This is a genomic window from Parabacteroides acidifaciens (assembly GCF_003363715.1).
Lineage (GTDB): Bacteria > Bacteroidota > Bacteroidia > Bacteroidales > Tannerellaceae > Parabacteroides > Parabacteroides acidifaciens.
In genome coordinates, this window is sequence record NZ_QREV01000019.1 from 1 (window position 1) to 20227 (window position 20227).

Here is a 20227-nt window from a genome sequence, read left to right on the forward strand (position 1 = left end):
TAGCCCGAGACTTTCTTATCGCAAAGGAAAGGATTGATACGTCTGAAGGATTGATGATGAGAGTCATCAATAAGCTCAGAAATAAAAGTTACGAGACTCCAAAATGGAGTTGTCCAGTCAAAAATCTTAATATAAGGTATTAAGGTGGTTATAGCGTTGGGGATCCACCTCTTCCCATTCCGAACAGAGAAGTTAAGCCCAACCACGTCGATGGTACTGCGTAAAAGTGGGAGAGTAGATAGCCGCCGTTTTAAAAGTAAGCATATGCTGAAAAGAATGAAGGAATCAGTCGAAAGATTGGTTCCTTTTTCTGTTTATAGAAGTTAGCAAGTATGATTTTGAATCTTCTTTTGTGGATATTGTAGAATAATTCTACAATTGAGTTTTGTTGTGCTGGTAACGGACTCTTTTATTGTAATGTTATTGTGTTAATAATTAGCTATGTAATGTTTTTTAACGCCTTAATCGCAACAATGGTACGATTATTTCATTCTTATTTTAGAGATAGACGTATAGTAAGTTGAATAGTGAATTATAGATATTAGAAGATGGTAGGAGAAAGATTGGTTAAAGGGGCTGTGTCTTTACTGGCCTTAATGGTATTAACAACGGGATGTCGGCATAAGGATGAGCCTTTTAAACCACTTGTCATAGTGGATAAACCGGCGAAGGAAGATGTACAGATTTTTGGTGAATACGTGGGGCGCATCCGTGCTGCTCGTTTTGTGGAGGTACATGCCCGTGTAGAAGGTTATCTGGAAAAGATGTTGTTTGTGGAGGGGAAAGAAGTGACACAGAATGAGCCTCTTTTTATTATTAATTCGGCTCTTTATAAAGCTAAGGTGGAAAAGGCCAAAGCTCAGCTAAAGAAAAACGAAGCGCAGGCGGCGAAAGCTAAACGTGATGTGGAGCGTTTACAACCCTTGTATGAACAGCATGCTGCCAGCCAGTTGGATCTGGATAACGCATTGGCTTCTTTAGGAGATGCAGAAGCCAATATCGCAATGAGCAAGGCGGATCTGGACCAGGCGCAACTTGAATTGAGTTATACGACGGTCACATCTCCGTTGGCCGGATATATAAGTGAGCGTTTTGTCGATGTGGGTGCTTTGGTTGGACCCGGTGTTAACTCTAAGTTGGCGGCTGTTGTGAAAAGTGATACAGTGTTGGTCGACTTCAAGATGACAGCTTTAGACTATCTGCGTGCCGAACGTCGTAACGTCAAGTTCGGTGAGCAGGATTCTACCCGTTCCTGGCAGCCGACCGTAACTGTTACCTTAGCGGATGATTCCGAATATCCGGTGAAAGGTATTGTCGATTTTGCCGATCCGATCGTCGATCCGCAAACCGGAACCTTCGGTGTTCGTGCCGAACTTCCTAATCCGAACCGGAAGCTCCTTCCCGGTCAGTTTACCAAGGTCAAATTATTGTTGGATGTACGCGAACGTGCTATTGTTGTACCCCGTAAAGCGATTTCTATCGAAAAGGGAGGAGCTTTTATCTATGTGGTCCGCCGGGATAACGTTGCTGAGAAACGCTTTGTACAGACAGGGCCGGAAATCGGTAATAATATTGTTATAGAACGTGGTTTGGGAGAGAATGAGAAAGTCGTAATCGAAGGCTATCATAAGTTAGTCCCCGGAATGTTGGTACAACCGATACAGGCCGGTGACGATAAAGCTATTGAAGCATTAAGAGCAGAGGAGGAAGGAGAATGAAACCGGGATTCTTTATAGACCGCCCCGTTTTCTCGACAGTACTTTCATTGGTGATCGTTATTGTCGGGATAATCGGATTGGTGATGTTGCCGGTGGATCAGTATCCGCAGATCACACCGCCGGTAGTGAAGATTAGTGCGACTTATCCGGGAGCAAGTGCCATGACCGTCTCGCAAGCAGTTGCCACTCCTATCGAACAAGAGTTGAACGGTACGCCGGGAATGATTTATATGCAGAGTAGCAGCTCCAATTCCGGAGGTTTGACTATTACTGTAACCTTTGATGTGAATGCCAACCCTGACCTTTCGGCAGTGGAAATCCAGAACCGTGTGAAGCTGGCCGAATCCCGTTTGCCGGTCGACGTTGTTCAGAACGGTATTACGGTAGAGAAACAATCCGCCAGCCAGTTAATGACACTTAGCTTGCTATCTGACGATCCCCGTTTCGATGAAATATACTTGAGTAATTTTGCTACTATCAACGTATTGGATGTCCTTCGCCGTATTCCCGGTGTAGGTCGCGTCTCGAATATCGGTAGCCGCTACTATGGCATGCAGATTTGGGTGTATCCGGACAGGCTCGCCAATATGGGCCTGACAGTGAAGGATCTGCAGAATGCTTTGAAAGAACAAAACAGTGAATCCGCAGCTGGCGAGCTTGGTAAACAGCCCGTCTTGGATGTCGATATAACATTGCCGGTTACAGCCCGGGGGCGTCTCTCTACGGTCAAGGAGTTTGAGGATATTGTTGTGCGTGCCAATCCCGACGGTTCGATCGTCCGCATCCGTGATGTGGCACGTGTGTCGTTGGAGGCTTCTTCCTATTCGACTGAGAGCGGACTGAATGGAAAGAATGCGGCTATCCTCGGTATTTATATGCTGCCGGGAGCGAATGCCCTGGATGTGGCAAAGAATATCAAGGACGCCATGAAGGAAATCAGCCAGAATTTCCCGGAAGGGCTGGAGTACAAGTTTCCCTTCGATGCAACCGAATATATTTCCCAATCTATACATGAGGTCTATAAGACTTTGTTCGAAGCGTTGTTTCTTGTTGTCCTGGTTGTCTTCCTGTCCCTGCAGAACTGGCGCGCCGCATTGATTCCTACGATAGCCGTCCCGATCTCTCTGATCGGGACATTCGGTTTCATGCTGATAATGGGCTTCTCGCTCAATATGCTGACACTGTTAGGTTTGATCCTGGCAATCGGTATAGTGGTTGACGATGCGATCGTTGTCGTCGAGAATGTGGAACGCCTGATGAATGAAGAACACCTGACCGCACGGGAGGCGACACATAAGGCCATGCGCGAACTGTCGGGTGCCTTGATCGCAACTTCTATGGTGTTGGCAGCTGTCTTTGTTCCCGTTAGCTTCCTTAGTGGGATCACCGGAGCTTTGTACCGTCAGTTTTCAGTCACTATCGTGGTCTCTGTTTTGCTGTCGACAGTCGTGGCATTGACGTTAAGCCCGGCTATGTGTGCTATTATCTTGCGGCCGAGCAAGAAGAAAAAGAATATTGTCTTTCGTAAGATCAACATTTGCTTGGGTAAGGGAAACAATAAGTACGGCCATTTACTGGAAAAGGCTATTACCAATCCAAAGCGTATCCTCGCCGGCTTCGGCATGGTGATTGTCTTTATATTTGTCCTGAACAGGGTGATCCCGACCAGCTTTATTCCGGAAGAAGACCAGGGCTTCTTCACCGTCGAACTGGTCATGCCCGAAGGTGCTACGTTGGAACGTACCCGTAAAGTGACGGACCGCGCTATCGCTTTCCTCGAAAACCTGCCTGCCGTAGCCTATGTGCAGAATGTGACCGGAAGCAGTACCCGTGTCGGTACGTCACAAAGCCGTTCTACTCTGACGGTTATTCTGAAACCTTGGGAAGAGCGTAAATCCTCCGGCATGGGAGTAGAAGACGTCATGAAGCAATGCCGCAAGGAGTTTCTTTATTATCCCGAGATACTTGCCTATTTGAACCGTCCTCCCGTTATCCCGGGGTTGGGCGAGAGCGGCGGTCTCGAAATGCAGCTCGAAGCACGCGGTGATGCCAGTTGGGAGAACCTCGTGGCGGCGACAGACACATTTATGCTCTATGCCTCGAAAGCGCCCGAACTGACCGGTGTCTCCTCCGCTTTACAGTCGGAGATCCCGCAACTCTACTTCAATGTAGACCGCGATCGTGCCAAGTTCCTCGGCATCCCCCTGACGGATATCTTCTCGACCATGAAGGCCTATTTAGGTTCCGTCTATGTGAACGACTTCAATATGTTCAACCGTATATACAAGGTCTATATCCAGGCCGAAGCCCCTTACCGGGCTACGCGTGAGAATCTGGGCCTCTTTTTTGTCCGTGCGCAGAACGGTTCGATGGTGCCGCTGACCGCTCTCGGAACGACCAGCTACACAACAGGACCGGGTACGATCAAGCGTTTCAATATGTTCACCACTGCCGCCATCAGTGCTGTAGCCGCTCCCGGATACAGCTCCGGTGAAGCGATGGCCGCCATGCAACAGATTGCCCGTGATCACCTGCCAGAGAACATCGGCCTGGAATGGAGTGGACTCTCTTATCAGGAGAAGAAAGCCGGAGGTCAGACGGGATTCGTATTGGCATTGGTTTTCCTTTTCGTCTTCCTCTTTCTTGCCGCGCTGTATGAAAGTTGGATTGTGCCGGTTGCCGTCTTGCTCTCTTTGCCGGTAGCGACCTTGGGTGCTTACTTGGGAATATGGGTGACGGGGCTCCACAATGATGTGTATTTCCAGATCGGCTTAGTGACGCTGATCGGTCTGGCAGCAAAGAATGCAATCCTGATCGTCGAGTTTGCCAAGGTACAGGTCGATAGCGGTGTGGATGTCGTCAAAGCGGCCCTGCATGCAGCCCGGATGCGTTTCCGTCCGATCCTGATGACTTCGCTTGCCTTTGTCCTCGGTATGCTTCCGATGGTGCTTGCGAGTGGTCCCGGTTCCGCTTCCCGTCATAGCATTGGAACAGGTGTATTCTTCGGAATGCTTGTTGCCATTACAATCGGGATTGTTTTGGTTCCCTTCTTTTTCGTTCTTGTTTATAAGATGAAAGGTAAGGTGAGAATGGAACGTATCCTTCGTCGAACCAAGACCCTTCCGGTTTTGTTCGTTGTCTTCTTGCTGGCCTTCTCGTCCTGCAAGATCGGGAAGAAGTACGTTCGTCCGGAGCTGGACTTACCTGCTGAGATTGTGGCAGGAGCTGACACTGCCTCCATCGACGATATTCCCTGGCAGAGCCTCTATGCCGACAGCACTTTGCAGCATCTTATCACCGTTGCTCTTGAAAACAATAAAGATATGAAGATTGCAGCCGCTAAGATCAAAGAGATGATTGCCGCCAAACGCATCACCTTCGCCGACCAGTTTCCTGAGATCGGTGCCCGCATATACGGACAAAAGGAACGCCTGAATTACGGTGGAGACAATCCGAAGCCCGATCCCGAGTTCGGTGCCAAATTGACACTGTCGTGGGAACTGGATCTCTGGGGAAACCTCCGTTGGGCGAATGAGGCAGGGATCGCCGCCTATATGCAGTCTGTCGAGGCGCGTCGTGCCCTGCAGATGACTTTGGTTGCCGAGGTGGCTGCCGCTTACTATCAACTCTGCGCGCTCGACCAGGAGTTGGACATCGTCCGCCATACCCTTGCCGCTCGCCGCGAAGGTCTTCGTTTGGCGAAACTGCGTTTTGAGGGCGGTTTGACCTCCGAGACCTCTTATAGCCAGGCACAGGTGGAGTTGGCGCGTACCGAAACGTTGGTTCCTTCCCTTGAAGGCAAGATCAAGATCAAGGAGAGCGACCTTTCCTTCCTGCTCGGACAGTATGCAGGGGATATCCCCCGCGGATTGCCGTTGCGGGAACAACACTTGCCGGGAACCCTGCCCGTCGGATTGCCTTCCGCCCTGTTGGAACGCCGTCCGGATATGCGGGGGGCCGAACAACGCTTGCGCGAAGCAAACGCAAAGGTCGGCGTTGCCCAGACCGATCTTTTTCCGAAGATCAGTCTTACCGGAAACTTGGGTTTCGAGAGCGAGGAACTGGGGAACTTCATCAAGAGCCCTGCCTGGTTTCTTGCCGGCGACCTTTTGCAGCCTCTTTTTGCAATGGGAAAGAACAAAGCGAAGTTGAAAGCCGCCCGCGCCCGTTACGAACAGGAAGTGTATGCCTACCAGAAGAGCGTCCTCGGCGCCTTTAAGGAAGTCAACAACGCAATCGTCACGATCCGGACCGCCAAAGAGGTGCGCCAGTCTTACGAGAGACTCCTTACCTCCGCCAATACTTATGTAGAGTTGGCGCAACTGCAATATATCAACGGTGTCACCAGCTACATGGACGTTCTCGACGCCCAGCGTGGGCAACTCGACGCCCAGATTAGCCTTAACCGGGCCATGCTCGATGAACTGCTGTCGGCGGTGTATTTGTATAAGGCGTTAGGAGGCGGATATAATAACTAACGAACTATCTATTTAAGGTGATAAAAGGGCGGGCCTGTATAGGTCTGCCCTTTTTAAATATTATTCGTATCTTTGTCCTCAACTAACAAACAAGAATCGGATATGCCTTTAAACCTACAGAAGAATTTACCAGCCGTTGAGCTGTTGAAGAAGGAGCACATCTTTGTGATGGACTCTTTGCGTGCATCCGAACAGGACATCCGCCCGCTGAGGGTTGTCGTGCTGAACCTGATGCCGTTGAAGATTACGACGGAAACGGACCTTGTCCGCCTGTTGAGTAATACACCGTTGCAGGTGGAACTCGACTTTATGAAGATAAAAGGGCATACGCCCAAGAATACGCCGATCGAGCATATGCAGGAGTTTTACAAGGACTTCGACGAGATGAAGAACGATTTCTACGATGGCATGATCATTACGGGAGCGCCGGTGGAACAGATGCCTTTCGAGGAAGTGAGCTATTGGGACGAGGTGACCGAGATATTCGACTGGGCGCGTACGCATGTGACTTCTACTTTATATATCTGTTGGGCAGCGCAGGCGGGGTTGTACCATTTCTATGGCGTGCCTAAGTACGACTTGCCGGCTAAGATGTTCGGCGTGTTCCGTCATACCCTGCGTGAACCGTATGTGCCGATCTTCCGGGGTTTCGACGATGAGTTCTTTGTACCGCACAGCCGGCATACGGAGATACGCCGCGAAGACATCCGCAAAGTGCCTGAACTGACGCTGCTTTCCGAGAGTGAAGAATCGGGCGTCTATATGGCGATGGCGCGCGGAGGACGCGAGTTCTTCATTACCGGGCACTCCGAGTATTCGCCTTATACGTTGAACGACGAGTATATGCGTGATGTGAACAAGGGATTGCCGATCTCCGTTCCCCGTAACTATTACCGTAACAATAATCCGGCCCTCGGCCCGGTGGTGCGTTGGCGCGGGCATGCCAATCTGCTGTTCACCAACTGGCTGAACTATTACGTCTACCAGGAAACCCCGTTCCGGATTGAGGATATCGAACGATTAAAAGATTTATGAAACAATCTCCCCGAAGAATAGAACTCCTTTCTCCCGCCAAGGATCTGCAATGCGGTATCGAGGCAATCAATCATGGAGCCGACGCCGTCTATATCGGTGCCCCGAAGTTCGGCGCCCGGGCGGCTGCCGGCAACTCGCTCGAGGATATACGCGAGCTTTGCGAGTACGCACATCTCTATGGTGCCCGTATTTACGTTACGCTTAACACGATCCTGAAAGAGGAAGAGTTGCAGGAGGCCGAACAGATGATCTGGGATCTCTGGCGTGCCGGAACCGATGCCCTGATCGTTCAGGATATGGGGATTACCGGACTGAATCTGCCGCCTATCCCGCTTCATGCCAGTACGCAGACCGATAACCGCACGCCGGAGAAGGTGAAGTTTCTCGAGTCGGCCGGCTTCACGCAAGTGGTGCTGGCACGCGAACTCTCGCTGAACGAGATATGCCGGATTTCGGAAGCGGTGACTGTCCCGTTAGAGGTATTCGTGCATGGCGCCCTGTGTGTCAGCTATAGCGGACAATGTTATTTGAGTGCCGCCCTGAGCGGGCGAAGTGCCAATCGGGGAGAATGTGCCCAGTACTGCCGCCTTCCTTATACAATGGTGGATGCCGCCGGGACAGAGATTGTCAGCAATAAACACCTTCTTTCACTGAAAGATATGAATCGCGCCGACCAGTTGGAAGCCCTGCTGGATGCCGGCGTCTCTTCGCTGAAGATAGAAGGGCGGCTGAAAGATGTCGCCTACGTCAAGAATATTACGGCTTATTACCGCAAGAAATTAGACGCTGTCCTGGCACACCGTCCGGAATATAGCCGGGCTTCCGCCGGGCGGAGCACCTATACTTTCGAGCCGGTAGCCGAAAAGAGCTTTAATCGCGGTTTCACTCCTTTCCTTTTAGAGGGGCGAACAGCCGATATCACCGCTTTCGATACGCCTAAGTCATTGGGTGAACCTGTCGGAACGGTCAAGGAGATAAAAGGAAATTCGTTCACTGTCGCCGGACTGAAACAGTTGAACAACGGAGACGGACTTGTCTTCTTCAACCGGCGCGGCGAATTGGAAGGATTCCGTGTGAACAGGGTAGAGGCAAACCGGGTTTTCCCGTTGGAGATGCCCGCGTTGCTGCCTAAGACCCCGCTTTACCGCAATTTTGACCAGGTTTTCGAGAAAGAGCTTGCCAAGCCTTCCGCCGAACGGCGGTTGTCCGTGCGGATCGAGTTCTTAGACAATCCTTTCGGCTTTACGCTCTGCATGGAGGATGAGACAGGTGCCCGCATCATGCTGACCCAACCGTTTGAGAAAGAATTGGCACGCCGTGACCAGCAAGACAATATCCGTACGCAGCTTTCTAAGCTCGGGAATACGCCTTTCGAGGCATCTGAAGTGACGGTGAGTATGTCCGAAAACTGGTTTGTCCCTTCTTCCCTGTTGGCTGATATGCGCCGGGCAGGAGTGGAGAAGCTGTTGGAAGCCCGCCGTGTGCGTTATCCGCGTGAGCTTGTCCGTCGTGTGCAGCCGGCGGAGGTCGTACCTTTCCCGGAGCGGCAGTTGAGCTATTTAGGGAATGTCGCCAACGGGAAAGCCCGCTCTTTCTACCAGGATCATGGCGTGGAACAGGTGGAGGCTGCCTTTGAACTGGCCCCTCGGAAGGATGTCCCGTTGATGTTCACCAAACACTGCCTGCGCTACAGCATGGGTTGGTGTCCTACTTATCAGAAGAAGAGCTCTCCTTACCGCGAGCCCTATTATCTTCTTTATAAAGAGACGCGTCTCAGGCTGCACTTTGACTGTAAACGCTGTCAGATGCAGGTGTTTCAGGAAGTATGAATCAAAAGATATATGTTATGAAAACACAACTGCTTTTACTTTGTGTGGCTTTGTTAGCCTTGGTATCGTGTGCGGAAAAGCCGCTGGACCCGAATAAGCCGGTTTACGTGACGGTTAGTACTTCTATGGGCGATGTGACTGTCCTGCTGTATGACGATACGCCCCTTCACCGTGATAACTTCATCAAACTTTGCCAGTCCGGCGAGTACAAAGGGATGCTGTTCCATCGTATCATCAAGGACTTTGTCGTGCAAGGCGGCGATCCGGAGAGCAAGGCGCATGAGCCGGGTGTCCTTTATGGCGACGGTGACGGCGGCTATACGGTTCCGGCCGAGATATTGCCGAACCATTTCAACAAACGCGGCGCCCTGATTGATGCCAAGGAGACCGACGATGTGAACATTGAGCGCGCTTCCGCCGGAACACAGTTCTGCTTCGTGCAGGGGAAGAAGCTGACGGATGAAGAGCTGGCGCAGAAAGAAGCCCGCATCAACGAGATACGCCGCAACTGGCTATTTTATACTTTTCAGGACAGATTGAAGAAACAAGAGCCCGTGCTGGCTGCCGACTCGATGAAGGCGGAGTTGGAGAACCGTGCACTTGTCCTGCTGGAAGATACCCTCGATGTGCTGGGTTATTACACTATCCCTGCCGATCGGCGCGAGATATACAAGACAGTCGGAGGTGTTCCGCACTTGGACGGTTCGGTTACGATCTTCGGCGAAGTGGTGGACGGCTTCGATATTGTCGAGAAAATGTCGCTTGTCAAAACGGATAAGAACGACCGCCCCCTGAAAGACGTGATGATAAGATCGACTAAAGTGTTCCAGAAATAGCCTTTGTCAATATCTCCATATATGCCCTTACCGCTTCCGTCTCTTCCGGAGCCGGGCTCCAGGGTGCAAAATGATCCGCAGCGAGCGGGACGAAAGGACCTTCCTTGATCTCATAGATAACAGAACCGGATTCCAGGACCAGGAGGCTGTGCCAGGTTCCGGCCTTTATTTCCGCGCCATATATTCCTTCTTTGGGGTCGAGTATCTGCATTCCGCTGATATTTCCATCGTTCTCGAAAAGGAATACGGCTACCCGGCCGCGAAGCAAAAGGAATATCTCGTCCTTATCGGGGTCGAGGTGGCGGTGCGGCCTTATGTACGTATCCGGTTCCAGTGCATTAAGCATCCGGTTGACAGGGTCGTCCAGGCGCTCATGGAAATTATGGTTCATACGCAGGCGGGGCGATTGTTTCGCCCGCTCGGTCGTCTCGTTCAGTAAAGCTTCGTTTATGAGTATCATGTGAATAATTGATTTGTCGGACTGCTAATGTACGAAATAATTATTGGCTGGTATGCCATTTCTACGTACATTTGCACAAACCTGTAAACAAAAAACAATGAGACAAGCTCTTACTTATTACGTTTTGTTGCTCTTGCTTCTGGCATTCTGCTTTTCCTGCAGGACAGAGCCGAAGGAGAAGAAATACGTTATCGGCGTCTCGCAGTGTACGCTTGAAGGTTCGTGGCGCAGGTCTATGTTGCTGGATATGAAGGTGCAGGCTTCCGAATATCCGAACCTTTCCCTGTTGGTCGAGGATGCTGCGGACAGTAGTTTGTTGCAGGTGGAGCAGATCCGCAGCCTGGTCAAACGGAAAGTGGACCTGCTGATAATTTCAGCGAACGAATCTGAACCTATAACTCCTGCCGCCATAGAGGCCTATCGCGCCGGCATTCCGACTATTCTGGTAGACCGGAAGATCGATTCGGATGAATATACGACTTATATCGGTGGTAATAATTATGAGATCGGACGCCTGGCTGGTTTCTTCGTGAACCGGCTGGTGAGAGATCAGTGCCCGACTGTCTTGGAAATATTGGGCTTGAAAGGCTCTTCGCCGGCAAAAGACCGGCATCGGGGATTTCATGATGTTCTGGACCCTCGTATCAAGGTGAGGGAGATATACGGAAAGTGGAGGCCGGAAGTCGTAGAACAGAAAATTGCAGAGTTGGATTCTTTGGAAGAGGTGGATGTCGTGTTTGCCCACAACGATGTGATGGCCTTGTCTGCCCGTAAGGCTGTAGGCGACAGGGATCCGGAACTGATGAAACGGATTCGCTTTATGGGGATAGACGCCATGTCGGGACGGGGTTCCGGCTTGGAAGCTGTCGCTCACGGCGAATTGGCGGCTTCTATCCTTTATCCGACAGGCGGAAGCCTGGCTATCCGTATTGCCATGCAAATCCTGAATGGCCAGGAAGTTGCCCGCGAATATATATTATCTTCCGCTTTAATCGACAAAGAGAATGCCGGGACGTTGTTCATACAATCGGAGCAGGTGGTGGACTACCAGCACCAGATCGAGCAGCAACGGGATAACCTGGAAAAGATGCTCTCCAAATATACGTTCTTGCAGAATTCCGTCGGGATCATTCTTTTATTGATGGGCTTGCTGCTTTTGTTAGCTCTTTATGTCATTCATGTTTACAGGTCAGTACGCCGGAAGAACCGGGAACTGAAACGTACGAACCTGCAGGTCGAGCAGCAAAAGGAAGAGCTGGCCGAGGCGAATCGCTACATCGAAAAGTCCACAACGCAGAAACTACAGTTCTTCACGAATATAACGCATGAGATTAAAACGCCGCTGACGCTGATATTAGGACCGCTCGGCAAACTGTCGAAAGAGGCGCCCGAAGGTTCTCCGCTGGCAGATGACCTCCGCATTATCCGGAAAAACGCCGAACGTCTGAAGAGGGTGGTGGACCAGTTGCTCGACTTCCGGAAGGTGGAAAGCAACAAGATGAATATGCGTGTTTGCGAGGTCGATATGGTCGCTTTTGTTGCCGAGGTGAAGTCTTGCTTCGATACGATGGCGGCCGGCAAGCAGGTGCGGTTTACCTTCGAATACGACTGCCCTTCTGTCATGCTTTGGGTGGATCGGGACAAGATGGAAAAGATTCTCGCAAACCTGCTGTCCAATGCTTTCAAGTTTACGCTGGATGGCGGGGCAATCACGATCCGCCTTGCCGATAAAGGCGACCGGGTGGAGCTTTCCGTCGAGGATAACGGGAAAGGGATTCCGCCCGAAAACCTGGCTTCCGTATTCGACCGTTTCTTTACGGGCGACCAGAATTATGTGACCGGGACGGGGATCGGCCTGCATCTGACGCGTGAGTTTGTCCACATGCATAAAGGGACGATCCGTGTTGCGAGTACGCCGCTTGTGAGTACGGTCTTTACAGTCAGCCTGCCGAAGGGAAAATCCCATTTCGATGATGAGTACTGTACGTTCGATCCTTCCGTGACAGAGCTTTCCAGTGGTGTTGCTAATCTGAATACGGACGAAGTGCAGGAAACGTTGCGGCGCATCTACGATTACACGCTTCTGATCGTGGAAGACGATCCCGACATTCAAAGCTATCTGGTGGCAGAGCTGAAACAGAACTTCCATGTGTTGGTAGCCGATAACGGTGTGAAAGCATTGGGAATCCTGATGAATGAAGAAGTATCGCTGGTCGTCAGCGATGTGATGATGCCGGAGATGAACGGCTTCGATCTTTGCCGCAGGATCAAGTCGGATATTGTCCTGAGCCATATCCCGGTTATTTTGTTGACTGCCCTTTCCGACGACAAACAGCAGATGTACGGTATTGCGGGAGGTGCGGACGATTATATCCGGAAGCCGTTTAATATAGAAGTCGTCAAACTGCGTATTATCAAACTGCTCGAAGAGCGTGCCCGCTTACGTGAGGTATATGCACATGATGCCTCTTCGCCGGCTGTATCCGTGAAAGGGGAAAAGGCGGAAAGCATGGACGACCTCTTTATGAGCCGTTTCCTGAAACTGATCGAGGAATCATATGCCGATCCGGATTTCAGCATAGAGAAGGGCAGCGAGAAGTTAGGGCTGTCGCGCGTCCATCTCTACCGGAAAGTGAAAGAGCTTGCCGGAGTGACGCCAACCGATTTTCTCCGTAACTACAGATTGAAGAAAGCGGCTGCCATGCTTCGCCGGAAAGCCGGAAATGTGAATGAGGTAGCCTATGCGACCGGCTTCGGTTCGCCCGCCTATTTCTCGAAATGTTTTAAGGCGGTGTATAATATTACACCGACGGAATACCTGGAAAAGGAATGATACTTCCTCATTCGATAACGCTCGTTACATTCATGTAACATCCGTATAAGATACTTGAAAACAAAAGCTTTATGTAACGAGCGTTATCAATCTTGTAGCATCTGTTATCGTTGTATCCGTAATCTGTCCCTACATTTGCATCGTGAACAACGAGATTATCCTTGTCAATTAATCTATAATGAAACAGATGCAAAGCAACAACAAGAAACCGGTCGTAGTAGGTATAGGAGAGCTCCTTTGGGATATGCTTCCTACGGGGAAGAAAGCAGGCGGTGCTCCTATTAATTTCGTTTACCATGCTTCACGTTTAGGTGCGGAAGGATATGCTATCAGTGCAGTGGGTGACGATGAATTGGGGCATGAAATCTTGAAAGAACTGGATAATAATTCTATTCAGTATCTGATCGAGAAGGTCCCTTATCCGACCGGAACCGTACAGGTTACTTTGCAGAACGGGATTCCCGACTATGTGATTAATGAACGTGTAGCCTGGGATCACCTTTCACCGACATCGAATGCGATCGACTTGGCTGAACGGGCAGACGCCATTTGCTTCGGTACATTAGGACAACGCTCGGCACAGTCGAGAGAGACGATACAGGCGATCCTTTCTTTTGCACCGGATGAGGCTTACCGCTGTTTCGATATTAATTTGCGCCAGCATTATTATACGAAGGAGTTGATAGAAGAATCGCTCTATCTGGCGAATGTGTTTAAGATTAATGATGCAGAGCTGGCTGTCCTTAGGGATATGTTTCGTTTGGAAGGTACAGACAAGGAAGTGGCGAAGTGGTTCATCGAGCGTTACAACCTCCGTATGTTGGTGTTGACAGCCGGAGCTTCGTATAGTACGATCTATACCGTAAAGGAAGAATCTACTTTGCAAACGCCGGAAGTTCAGGTGGCCGATACGGTCGGAGCAGGTGATGCTTTTTCGGGAGCGCTGATCATCTCGCTGCTGAAAGGGGCTTCATTGAAAGAAGCACATGAGTTTGCAGTCAAGACTGCCGCTTATGTTTGCACGAAAGAAGGAGCATGGCCGGCTTATGAAAAGTAATTAATTGGGAAAATATATAATTTGGTAGATTAAGTTTTTAGGTAAAAAGATTGTTTGGTTAATTGGATGCCTTAACTCGTAGTATAACAAGAAGAAAAAGATGGTTGATGTTTAGGTTTTTAGGTTTTTTTGTTTTGGTTGATTGAATGGCTCGGAACTTCCGGGCCATTTCTGTTGTTGAATAGCTATAGAAACATAAAAAATGAATGAAAATGAACGAAGATCTTACCAAGATTACGGAAAATGCCGAATCGAAAGCATTAGACCGGGAAAAAGAACAATATCCCGTACAACAAATCGCTGTTACTGATCCGATAAGTGATAAAGAAGTAAAGGATGCAGTAAAGGAACTGAATCCGGATACGAGTAGTTTAGGAAGCAGAGGGTGATTATAAAGCACCCTCTATCTTGTATCTTAACTGGTCCAGCATCAGGGCCACTTCTGTCTCTTCGATGCCGGCAATCAACAGATCGGGAATGTCCTGGCCGAATTGTTCCTGGAACTTGCTGAAGTTGATGTTCTCTATCTGTACGGCTTGCTGGTAATGGGCAAGTGCACCTTTAATATTCTGCAATGCCCATTCTGTATGTCCGGCATTCAGAAAGTCTTGTGCATTCGGCTGGTTGTCCAATATCTTTTTGTAGTAGTTTCGTGCCTGGTCGTATTTGCCCGTAAGGAAGGAGCACCATGCGATCGGTCTCCAGGCTTTATGGCTTTTGCTGTCTAAATAGTCAACCTTGAAGAAACATTTTAATGCTTCATTATAGTCTTTCAGTTCGAGGTGGCAGTGGCCGATACTGATTTGAACCGACAAATTGTCCGGATTCAGTGCTTCATACCGGCGGTAATACTTCAACGCTTCCTCCGGTTGCTTAAGCGAACGGTAGCAGCCGGCGATCCGGCGGATCACCCATTTGCTTTCCGAATTCAGCAGGTCGGCATGCAGATAAGCGTCCAATGCCCCGTTCAGGTCTCCTTCCATTTGCTTGCAATAGCCGATCTTCTGGAACAGAATGTCGCTGTTCGGATCGATTTCAGCCAATTGGTTGAATATAGTCAGCGCGTCGCAGAAATAGTTCTTGCGCAGATAGTATTCGGCAATCGTCGTAAGACTTTCTTTATCCGATATGTAAGGACGCAGGATTTCCAGGTTATGGAAGTCGAGCGGCAGCGTAAAGATGTCCGTAAAATCCAGATGTCCCGGATAGAGCTTGAAGAAACGATAGAGGTCCTGTATGTATTGACTGATTATCGTATCCTGTTTGCCCCGCTTGCTGATCAGTTCCTCCTTGTTCTGTTGGATCATTTCCGATGCCTGGCTGTCAAACTGGTGCATCATCATCTTCCGTGCCTCTTTCGGCAACTGCATCATGCTGAAATAAAGCGAATACTTATCCGAGTTACACATGAATGCCGCTAAGGTCATCGAATCCAGCATCTGCTTTTCCGCTTCGTTGTCCTGGTTGAATTGATTATCGAAAGAGGAATGTTCGATCGTAAAAGGAAGCAACCAGTTACTTAATTCATGGAAAAACGGGTAATTCTTCAAATGGATAAAGGTCGAATGCATCACATCGGCTCCTTCCTGCTGGAGTTCCCCGAATTCTTCCATCTTTTTGCCCAAATTGCTGTCAGCGAAAAAGCTTTCCCATTCCGGGTTCATTTCTTCTCCAAGCTGTTCAGGGGTTAGGTCCTTCAGGTTGATCTTGTTACTGATCTTCGGGCTTAGCTTCATCATTTCCGGAATGATCTCATCCTGGAGTTTACGGGTGATCTTTTCCGTTTCACGAGCCAGGATGAAGCGCAAAGTGATAGTCCGGAGCGCTTTGGTAAAGCCCGGAACCTCGGCTAAGGCAGCCAGGCGGTTGGCTATTTGCGGATATAAAGCCGTACGTTTCCTGTATGTATATAACGTTATCAGGATTGATATTAAAGCCCGGACCTTGATTTCCTCGTTCGGATGACTGGCTGCGTCAAACAGCAAAAGCGCTTTTTCCTTGTCAAATACTTCCTGTAATCCTAAAAATAAAGCGGAAACGATTTGGCAGCCGGTAATGAATGGCAACGCCTCGTCCAGAAGCATATCGCGGATCTCGTTTGCCTCTTCCTGTTTGAGAAAGCCCGACACCCATATTTTACTGAATATACTGATGTTGAATGCATCACATTCCCGGTGCTTTCCGGCCTCATATTCCAGGATCAACTGGTTGTGAATCTGTTCGTAAGTAAACGGAGGCTGCACGGAGATGTTCCTGCGCCGGCTGTAATAGCTCAGGGGAGATTCGATGGCGAGCGCTTTTTGTCTGACCGAGTCCGCCAATTCGTAAGTGGAAGCCTGCAGATTGTTGTATATCTGTTCCTGCATCGGGTCTTTCGCGCCTTCGATCCGGTAACGTAACATATATTTGTAAGTATCCTGCAATTCGTTGAGCTTATCCTGAAAAGAATATTCCCGGCTTCCCGCAATAAGAGCCTGTAGGGAATCGAAAGCATTCTTCAATTCCTTACTGTCCAATGAACCGACTATGCGGTTATATGCTTTGTTTATTTCTTGTAGTGTCATATATTATTAACAACAAATGGTATGCCAAAAGTATAACAATTTAGGCTAAATTTCCTATCTTTGCGCACCTAAATAAATTTAGCAGATGAAGAATATCCGCAATTTCTGTATTATTGCTCATATTGACCATGGTAAAAGTACTTTGGCCGACCGTTTGCTTGAGTACACCAAGACAGTAGAAGGCAAAGACTTGCAAGCTCAGGTGCTGGATGATATGGACCTGGAGCGTGAACGAGGCATTACGATCAAGAGTCATGCCATCCAGATGAAGTATAACTATAAAGGAGAAGAATATATCCTGAATCTGATCGATACTCCGGGGCATGTCGACTTTTCGTATGAAGTTTCCCGTTCGATTGCAGCCTGCGAAGGCGCTTTGCTGATTGTCGATGCTGCTCAGGGCATTCAGGCACAGACCATTTCCAATTTGTATATGGCAATTGAAAATGATCTGGAGATCATTCCGGTAATGAATAAGATAGACCTGCCGAGCGCTATGCCGGATGAGGTGGAAGACCAGATTGTCGAACTCTTAGGTTGCCCGCGCGAAGATGTTCTCCGGGCCAGCGGTAAGACAGGAGAGGGTGTTTATGACATATTGAATACGATCGTAGAAAAAGTTCCGGCGCCTAAAGGGGATCCGGAAGCGCCTTTGCAGTGTTTGATTTTCGACTCTGTCTTTAATTCGTTCCGTGGTATTATCGCTTATTTCAAGGTTGTGAACGGTGTGATCCGGAAAGGGGACCATGTCAAGTTTATTGCAACCGGTAAAGAGTATGACGCCGATGAGGTGGGTGTATTGAAGTTGACAATGTCTCCCCGCGATGAGATTCGCACAGGGGATGTGGGATATATCATATCCGGTATCAAGACTTCCCGTGAAGTGCGTGTGGGAGATACGATTACCCATGTCGCCCGTCCTGCCAAAGAAGCGATTTCCGGATTTGAGGAAGTGAAGCCGATGGTGTTTGCCGGAGTCTATCCGATCGATAGTGAAGATTTCGAGAACTTGCGCGCTTCTTTGGAGAAGCTCCAGTTGAACGATGCCTCGTTGACTTTCCAGCCGGAAAGTTCAGCAGCATTGGGCTTTGGTTTCCGTTGCGGTTTCTTAGGATTGTTGCATATGGAGATTGTACAGGAGCGTCTGGATCGTGAGTTCAATATGGATGTGATCACGACTGTACCGAATGTGTCTTATAAGGTTTACGATAAGAAGGGCGTTTGTACGGAAGTGCATAATCCGAGCGGTTTGCCCGATCCTACGCTGATCGATCATATCGACGAACCGTATATCCGCGCGTCTGTCATTACCAATACCACTTTTATCGGTCCTATCATGACACTTTGTCTGGGTAAACGCGGTATATTGCTCAAGCAGGAATATATTTCCGGTGACCGTGTGGAGATCCATTACGATATGCCGTTGGGTGAGATTGTAATCGATTTTTATGATAAGCTGAAGAGTATTTCCAAAGGATATGCATCGTTTGATTATCATATCCATGACTTCCGTCCCAGTAAGCTGGTCAAGCTTGATATCCTGCTGAACGGCGAACCGGTGGATGCACTTTCCACGTTAACCCATGTGGACAACAGCGTTACGTTCGGCCGCCGTATGTGTGAAAAACTGAAAGAACTGATTCCACGACAGCAGTTCGATATTGCTATCCAGGCCGCTATCGGTGCTAAGATTATCGCCCGCGAAACCATCAAGGCGGTCCGGAAAGATGTGACGGCCAAATGTTATGGAGGTGATATTTCCCGTAAGCGAAAGTTGCTGGAAAAACAGAAAGAAGGAAAGAAACGAATGAAGCAAATCGGTACGGTCGAGGTCCCGCAGAAAGCATTCCTCGCTGTATTGAAATTGGATTAAAAATAGAAAGGGATGAATCTTGGATTCATCCCTTTTTTTACAATAACCCCCTGTTTTTCTATTTCACCTCAAAAAATGTACGATTTTAATTTGACTTTTCGCTACCGGAATTGCGCTTTTCGTGACAAACAATCCGGTGGCCTGCGCAGTCCGTCCCAAAAACATGACATTTGTCAAACCGGAACAGAGCCTTCCCCGCATTCTGATAAAGCTTAACTCCCGGAGAATCGAATATTTGAAACAACAAAGGGAAGGATATGGAAATATGGAAAGGAGCAGAAGGTGATTTCGGAAAGAGTCGGCACCTCATTTCCATGAAGTCGGACTTCATCGTGCTGACCCGGAACTTCGTTGCTCTGAAGTCAGACTTCATGGGTAACGAAGATAAACTTCAGAGCGATGAACCGAGACTTCAGGGAAATTTTCTGCGCACCTCGCAAAAACAGACTGGAAACTGACCTGTTTTTTACATCGGGCGCAAGCTTCGGTAAGGAACTTCATGGATGTCCTGCGAGAGGTTTTCAAGATGTTTTTTACAATAAGTACCCGTTAGATATGTGTTTAAGACGCTATGGGGTTAGCCTTTGTTTGTTAACCGGATTCCTTCCGGTTCAAGAAGAATTAATTTTTGTTTGTAAAGGGCCCCGATAGCCTGTTTGAATGCTTTCTTGCTGCAACGGAATAAAGAGTAAATAAGTTCCGGCTCGCTTTTATCATGTACGGCAATATATCCGCCTTGCGCTTTCAGTGATTCCAGGATTGTTTTGGCAATGCCGTCCACTTTCTGATATCCTAATGGAGTCAGACTGACATCTATCTTTTCGTCTTCCCGTACTTCTTTGATATACCCTTTGAGGTGTTCTCCTTTTTCAAGCCGTTGGAAAACTTCACTGTGGTAAACCAGTCCCCAATGTGTATTATTGATGATGACTTTATATCCTATTTCTGTCTCTTCCGCCACCAACAGGTCTACTTCCTGGTTCGGAGTGTAGTCAGGTATGACGTTATCCAGGTATTTGTCGATTCTTGCGGAAGCGACGATGCGTCCGGTCACATGGTCCAGGTGTACATAAACCAAATACCATTTCCCTTCGCGCATCGGCATTTTTTGTTCTTTAAAAGGAACCAGCAGGTCTTTCATCAATCCCCACTCCAGAAATGCGCCGGTATTATTGACAGACTTGACCTCCATGAACTGAAATTCTCCCACTTGCGCAAGCGGCTTAGCCGTTGTAGCAATCAGTCTTCCTTCATTATCATGGTAAATAAAAACTTCGACCTCATCTCCCGGCTTCACATTCTTAGGTACATAACGAGCCGGCAAAAGGATTTCCAAATCGTTCCCACCGTCCAGGTAAACCCCGAAATCCAAGTCCTTTACAATCTTAAGCGTATTATATTTTCCGATTTCTATCATCTTTCAATTTCTTTTGGGGCAAAAGTACGGGAAAATGGCTTAATATCCTATATTTTTTACTCTCTAAGCAGCAATATATCAAAATTTGCATCGTTATAGAAGTAACAGTTTTTATAAGGAGTTTTTA

Annotated in this window: 13 protein-coding genes and 1 rRNA gene; 11 read left to right on the forward strand and 3 right to left on the reverse strand. The window is 48.7% G+C overall.

Annotation, left to right across the window (positions count from 1 at the left end; genetic code table 11):
- Positions 1-140: 140 nt before the first annotated feature.
- From rrf to DWU89_RS09725, 6 genes are all read left to right on the forward strand, one after another.
- Positions 141-251: ribosomal RNA gene (gene rrf, locus DWU89_RS09700) — 5S ribosomal RNA — on the forward strand.
- A gap of 297 nt (positions 252-548) precedes the next feature.
- Positions 549-1718, forward strand: a complete 1170-nt coding sequence (locus tag DWU89_RS09705; RefSeq protein ID WP_115499449.1) for an efflux RND transporter periplasmic adaptor subunit — start codon at positions 549-551, stop codon at positions 1716-1718.
- Positions 1715-6196 (forward strand): multidrug efflux RND transporter permease subunit, encoded by a 4482-nt coding sequence (locus tag DWU89_RS09710; RefSeq protein ID WP_115499450.1) that lies wholly within the window; start codon positions 1715-1717, stop codon positions 6194-6196. The genes DWU89_RS09705 and DWU89_RS09710 overlap by 4 nt, the downstream gene beginning before the upstream one ends.
- Positions 6197-6298: 102 nt before the next feature.
- Positions 6299-7231, forward strand: a complete 933-nt coding sequence (gene metA / locus DWU89_RS09715) for a homoserine O-acetyltransferase MetA (protein ID WP_115499451.1) — start codon at positions 6299-6301, stop codon at positions 7229-7231.
- The gene (locus tag DWU89_RS09720) at positions 7228-9060 is read left to right on the forward strand and encodes a peptidase U32 family protein (protein WP_115499452.1); all 1833 of its coding nucleotides are present in this window, start codon (positions 7228-7230) and stop codon (positions 9058-9060) included. The genes metA and DWU89_RS09720 overlap by 4 nt, the downstream gene beginning before the upstream one ends.
- A 17-nt stretch (positions 9061-9077) precedes the next feature.
- Positions 9078-9896 (forward strand): peptidylprolyl isomerase, encoded by an 819-nt coding sequence (locus tag DWU89_RS09725; protein WP_115499453.1) that lies wholly within the window; start codon positions 9078-9080, stop codon positions 9894-9896.
- On the opposite strand, the gene DWU89_RS09730 is transcribed toward DWU89_RS09725, so the two are convergent.
- Positions 9877-10356: a WbuC family cupin fold metalloprotein gene (locus DWU89_RS09730; RefSeq protein ID WP_115499454.1), complete on the reverse strand. Its 480-nt coding sequence runs from the start codon at positions 10354-10356 to the stop codon at positions 9877-9879. The genes DWU89_RS09725 and DWU89_RS09730 overlap by 20 nt on opposite strands.
- A 97-nt stretch (positions 10357-10453) precedes the next feature.
- Here DWU89_RS09730 and DWU89_RS09735 point away from each other — a divergent pair, with 97 nt between their 5' ends.
- From DWU89_RS09735 to DWU89_RS20775, 3 genes are all read left to right on the forward strand, one after another.
- Entirely contained in the window at positions 10454-13189 is a 2736-nt protein-coding gene (locus tag DWU89_RS09735; RefSeq protein ID WP_115499455.1) for a hybrid sensor histidine kinase/response regulator transcription factor, read from the forward strand.
- Positions 13190-13376: 187 nt separating this feature from the next.
- Positions 13377-14246 (forward strand): carbohydrate kinase family protein, encoded by an 870-nt coding sequence (locus tag DWU89_RS09740; RefSeq protein WP_392391926.1) that lies wholly within the window; start codon positions 13377-13379, stop codon positions 14244-14246.
- A gap of 212 nt (positions 14247-14458) precedes the next feature.
- Positions 14459-14635 (forward strand): hypothetical protein, encoded by a 177-nt coding sequence (locus tag DWU89_RS20775; RefSeq protein WP_167451654.1) that lies wholly within the window; start codon positions 14459-14461, stop codon positions 14633-14635.
- On the opposite strand, the gene DWU89_RS09750 is transcribed toward DWU89_RS20775, so the two are convergent.
- Complete coding sequence (locus DWU89_RS09750) at positions 14636-16810, reverse strand: tetratricopeptide repeat protein (protein ID WP_115499458.1); 2175 nt, start codon at positions 16808-16810, stop codon at positions 14636-14638.
- Between the two features lie 85 nt (positions 16811-16895).
- On the opposite strand from DWU89_RS09750, the gene lepA reads away from it, so the two are divergent.
- Together lepA and DWU89_RS09760 are read left to right on the forward strand one after the other, a co-directional pair.
- Complete coding sequence (gene lepA / locus DWU89_RS09755; RefSeq protein ID WP_115499459.1) at positions 16896-18683, forward strand: translation elongation factor 4; 1788 nt, start codon at positions 16896-16898, stop codon at positions 18681-18683.
- Positions 18684-18940: 257 nt separating this feature from the next.
- A complete protein-coding gene (locus DWU89_RS09760) occupies positions 18941-19141 on the forward strand; it encodes a hypothetical protein (protein ID WP_115499460.1) in 201 nt (66 codons plus the stop codon).
- A 119-nt stretch (positions 19142-19260) separates the two neighbouring features.
- On the opposite strand, the gene DWU89_RS09765 is transcribed toward DWU89_RS09760, so the two are convergent.
- Entirely contained in the window at positions 19261-20100 is an 840-nt protein-coding gene (locus DWU89_RS09765; RefSeq protein WP_115499461.1) for a CvfB family protein, read from the reverse strand.
- Between the last annotated feature and the right edge of the window lie 127 nt (positions 20101-20227).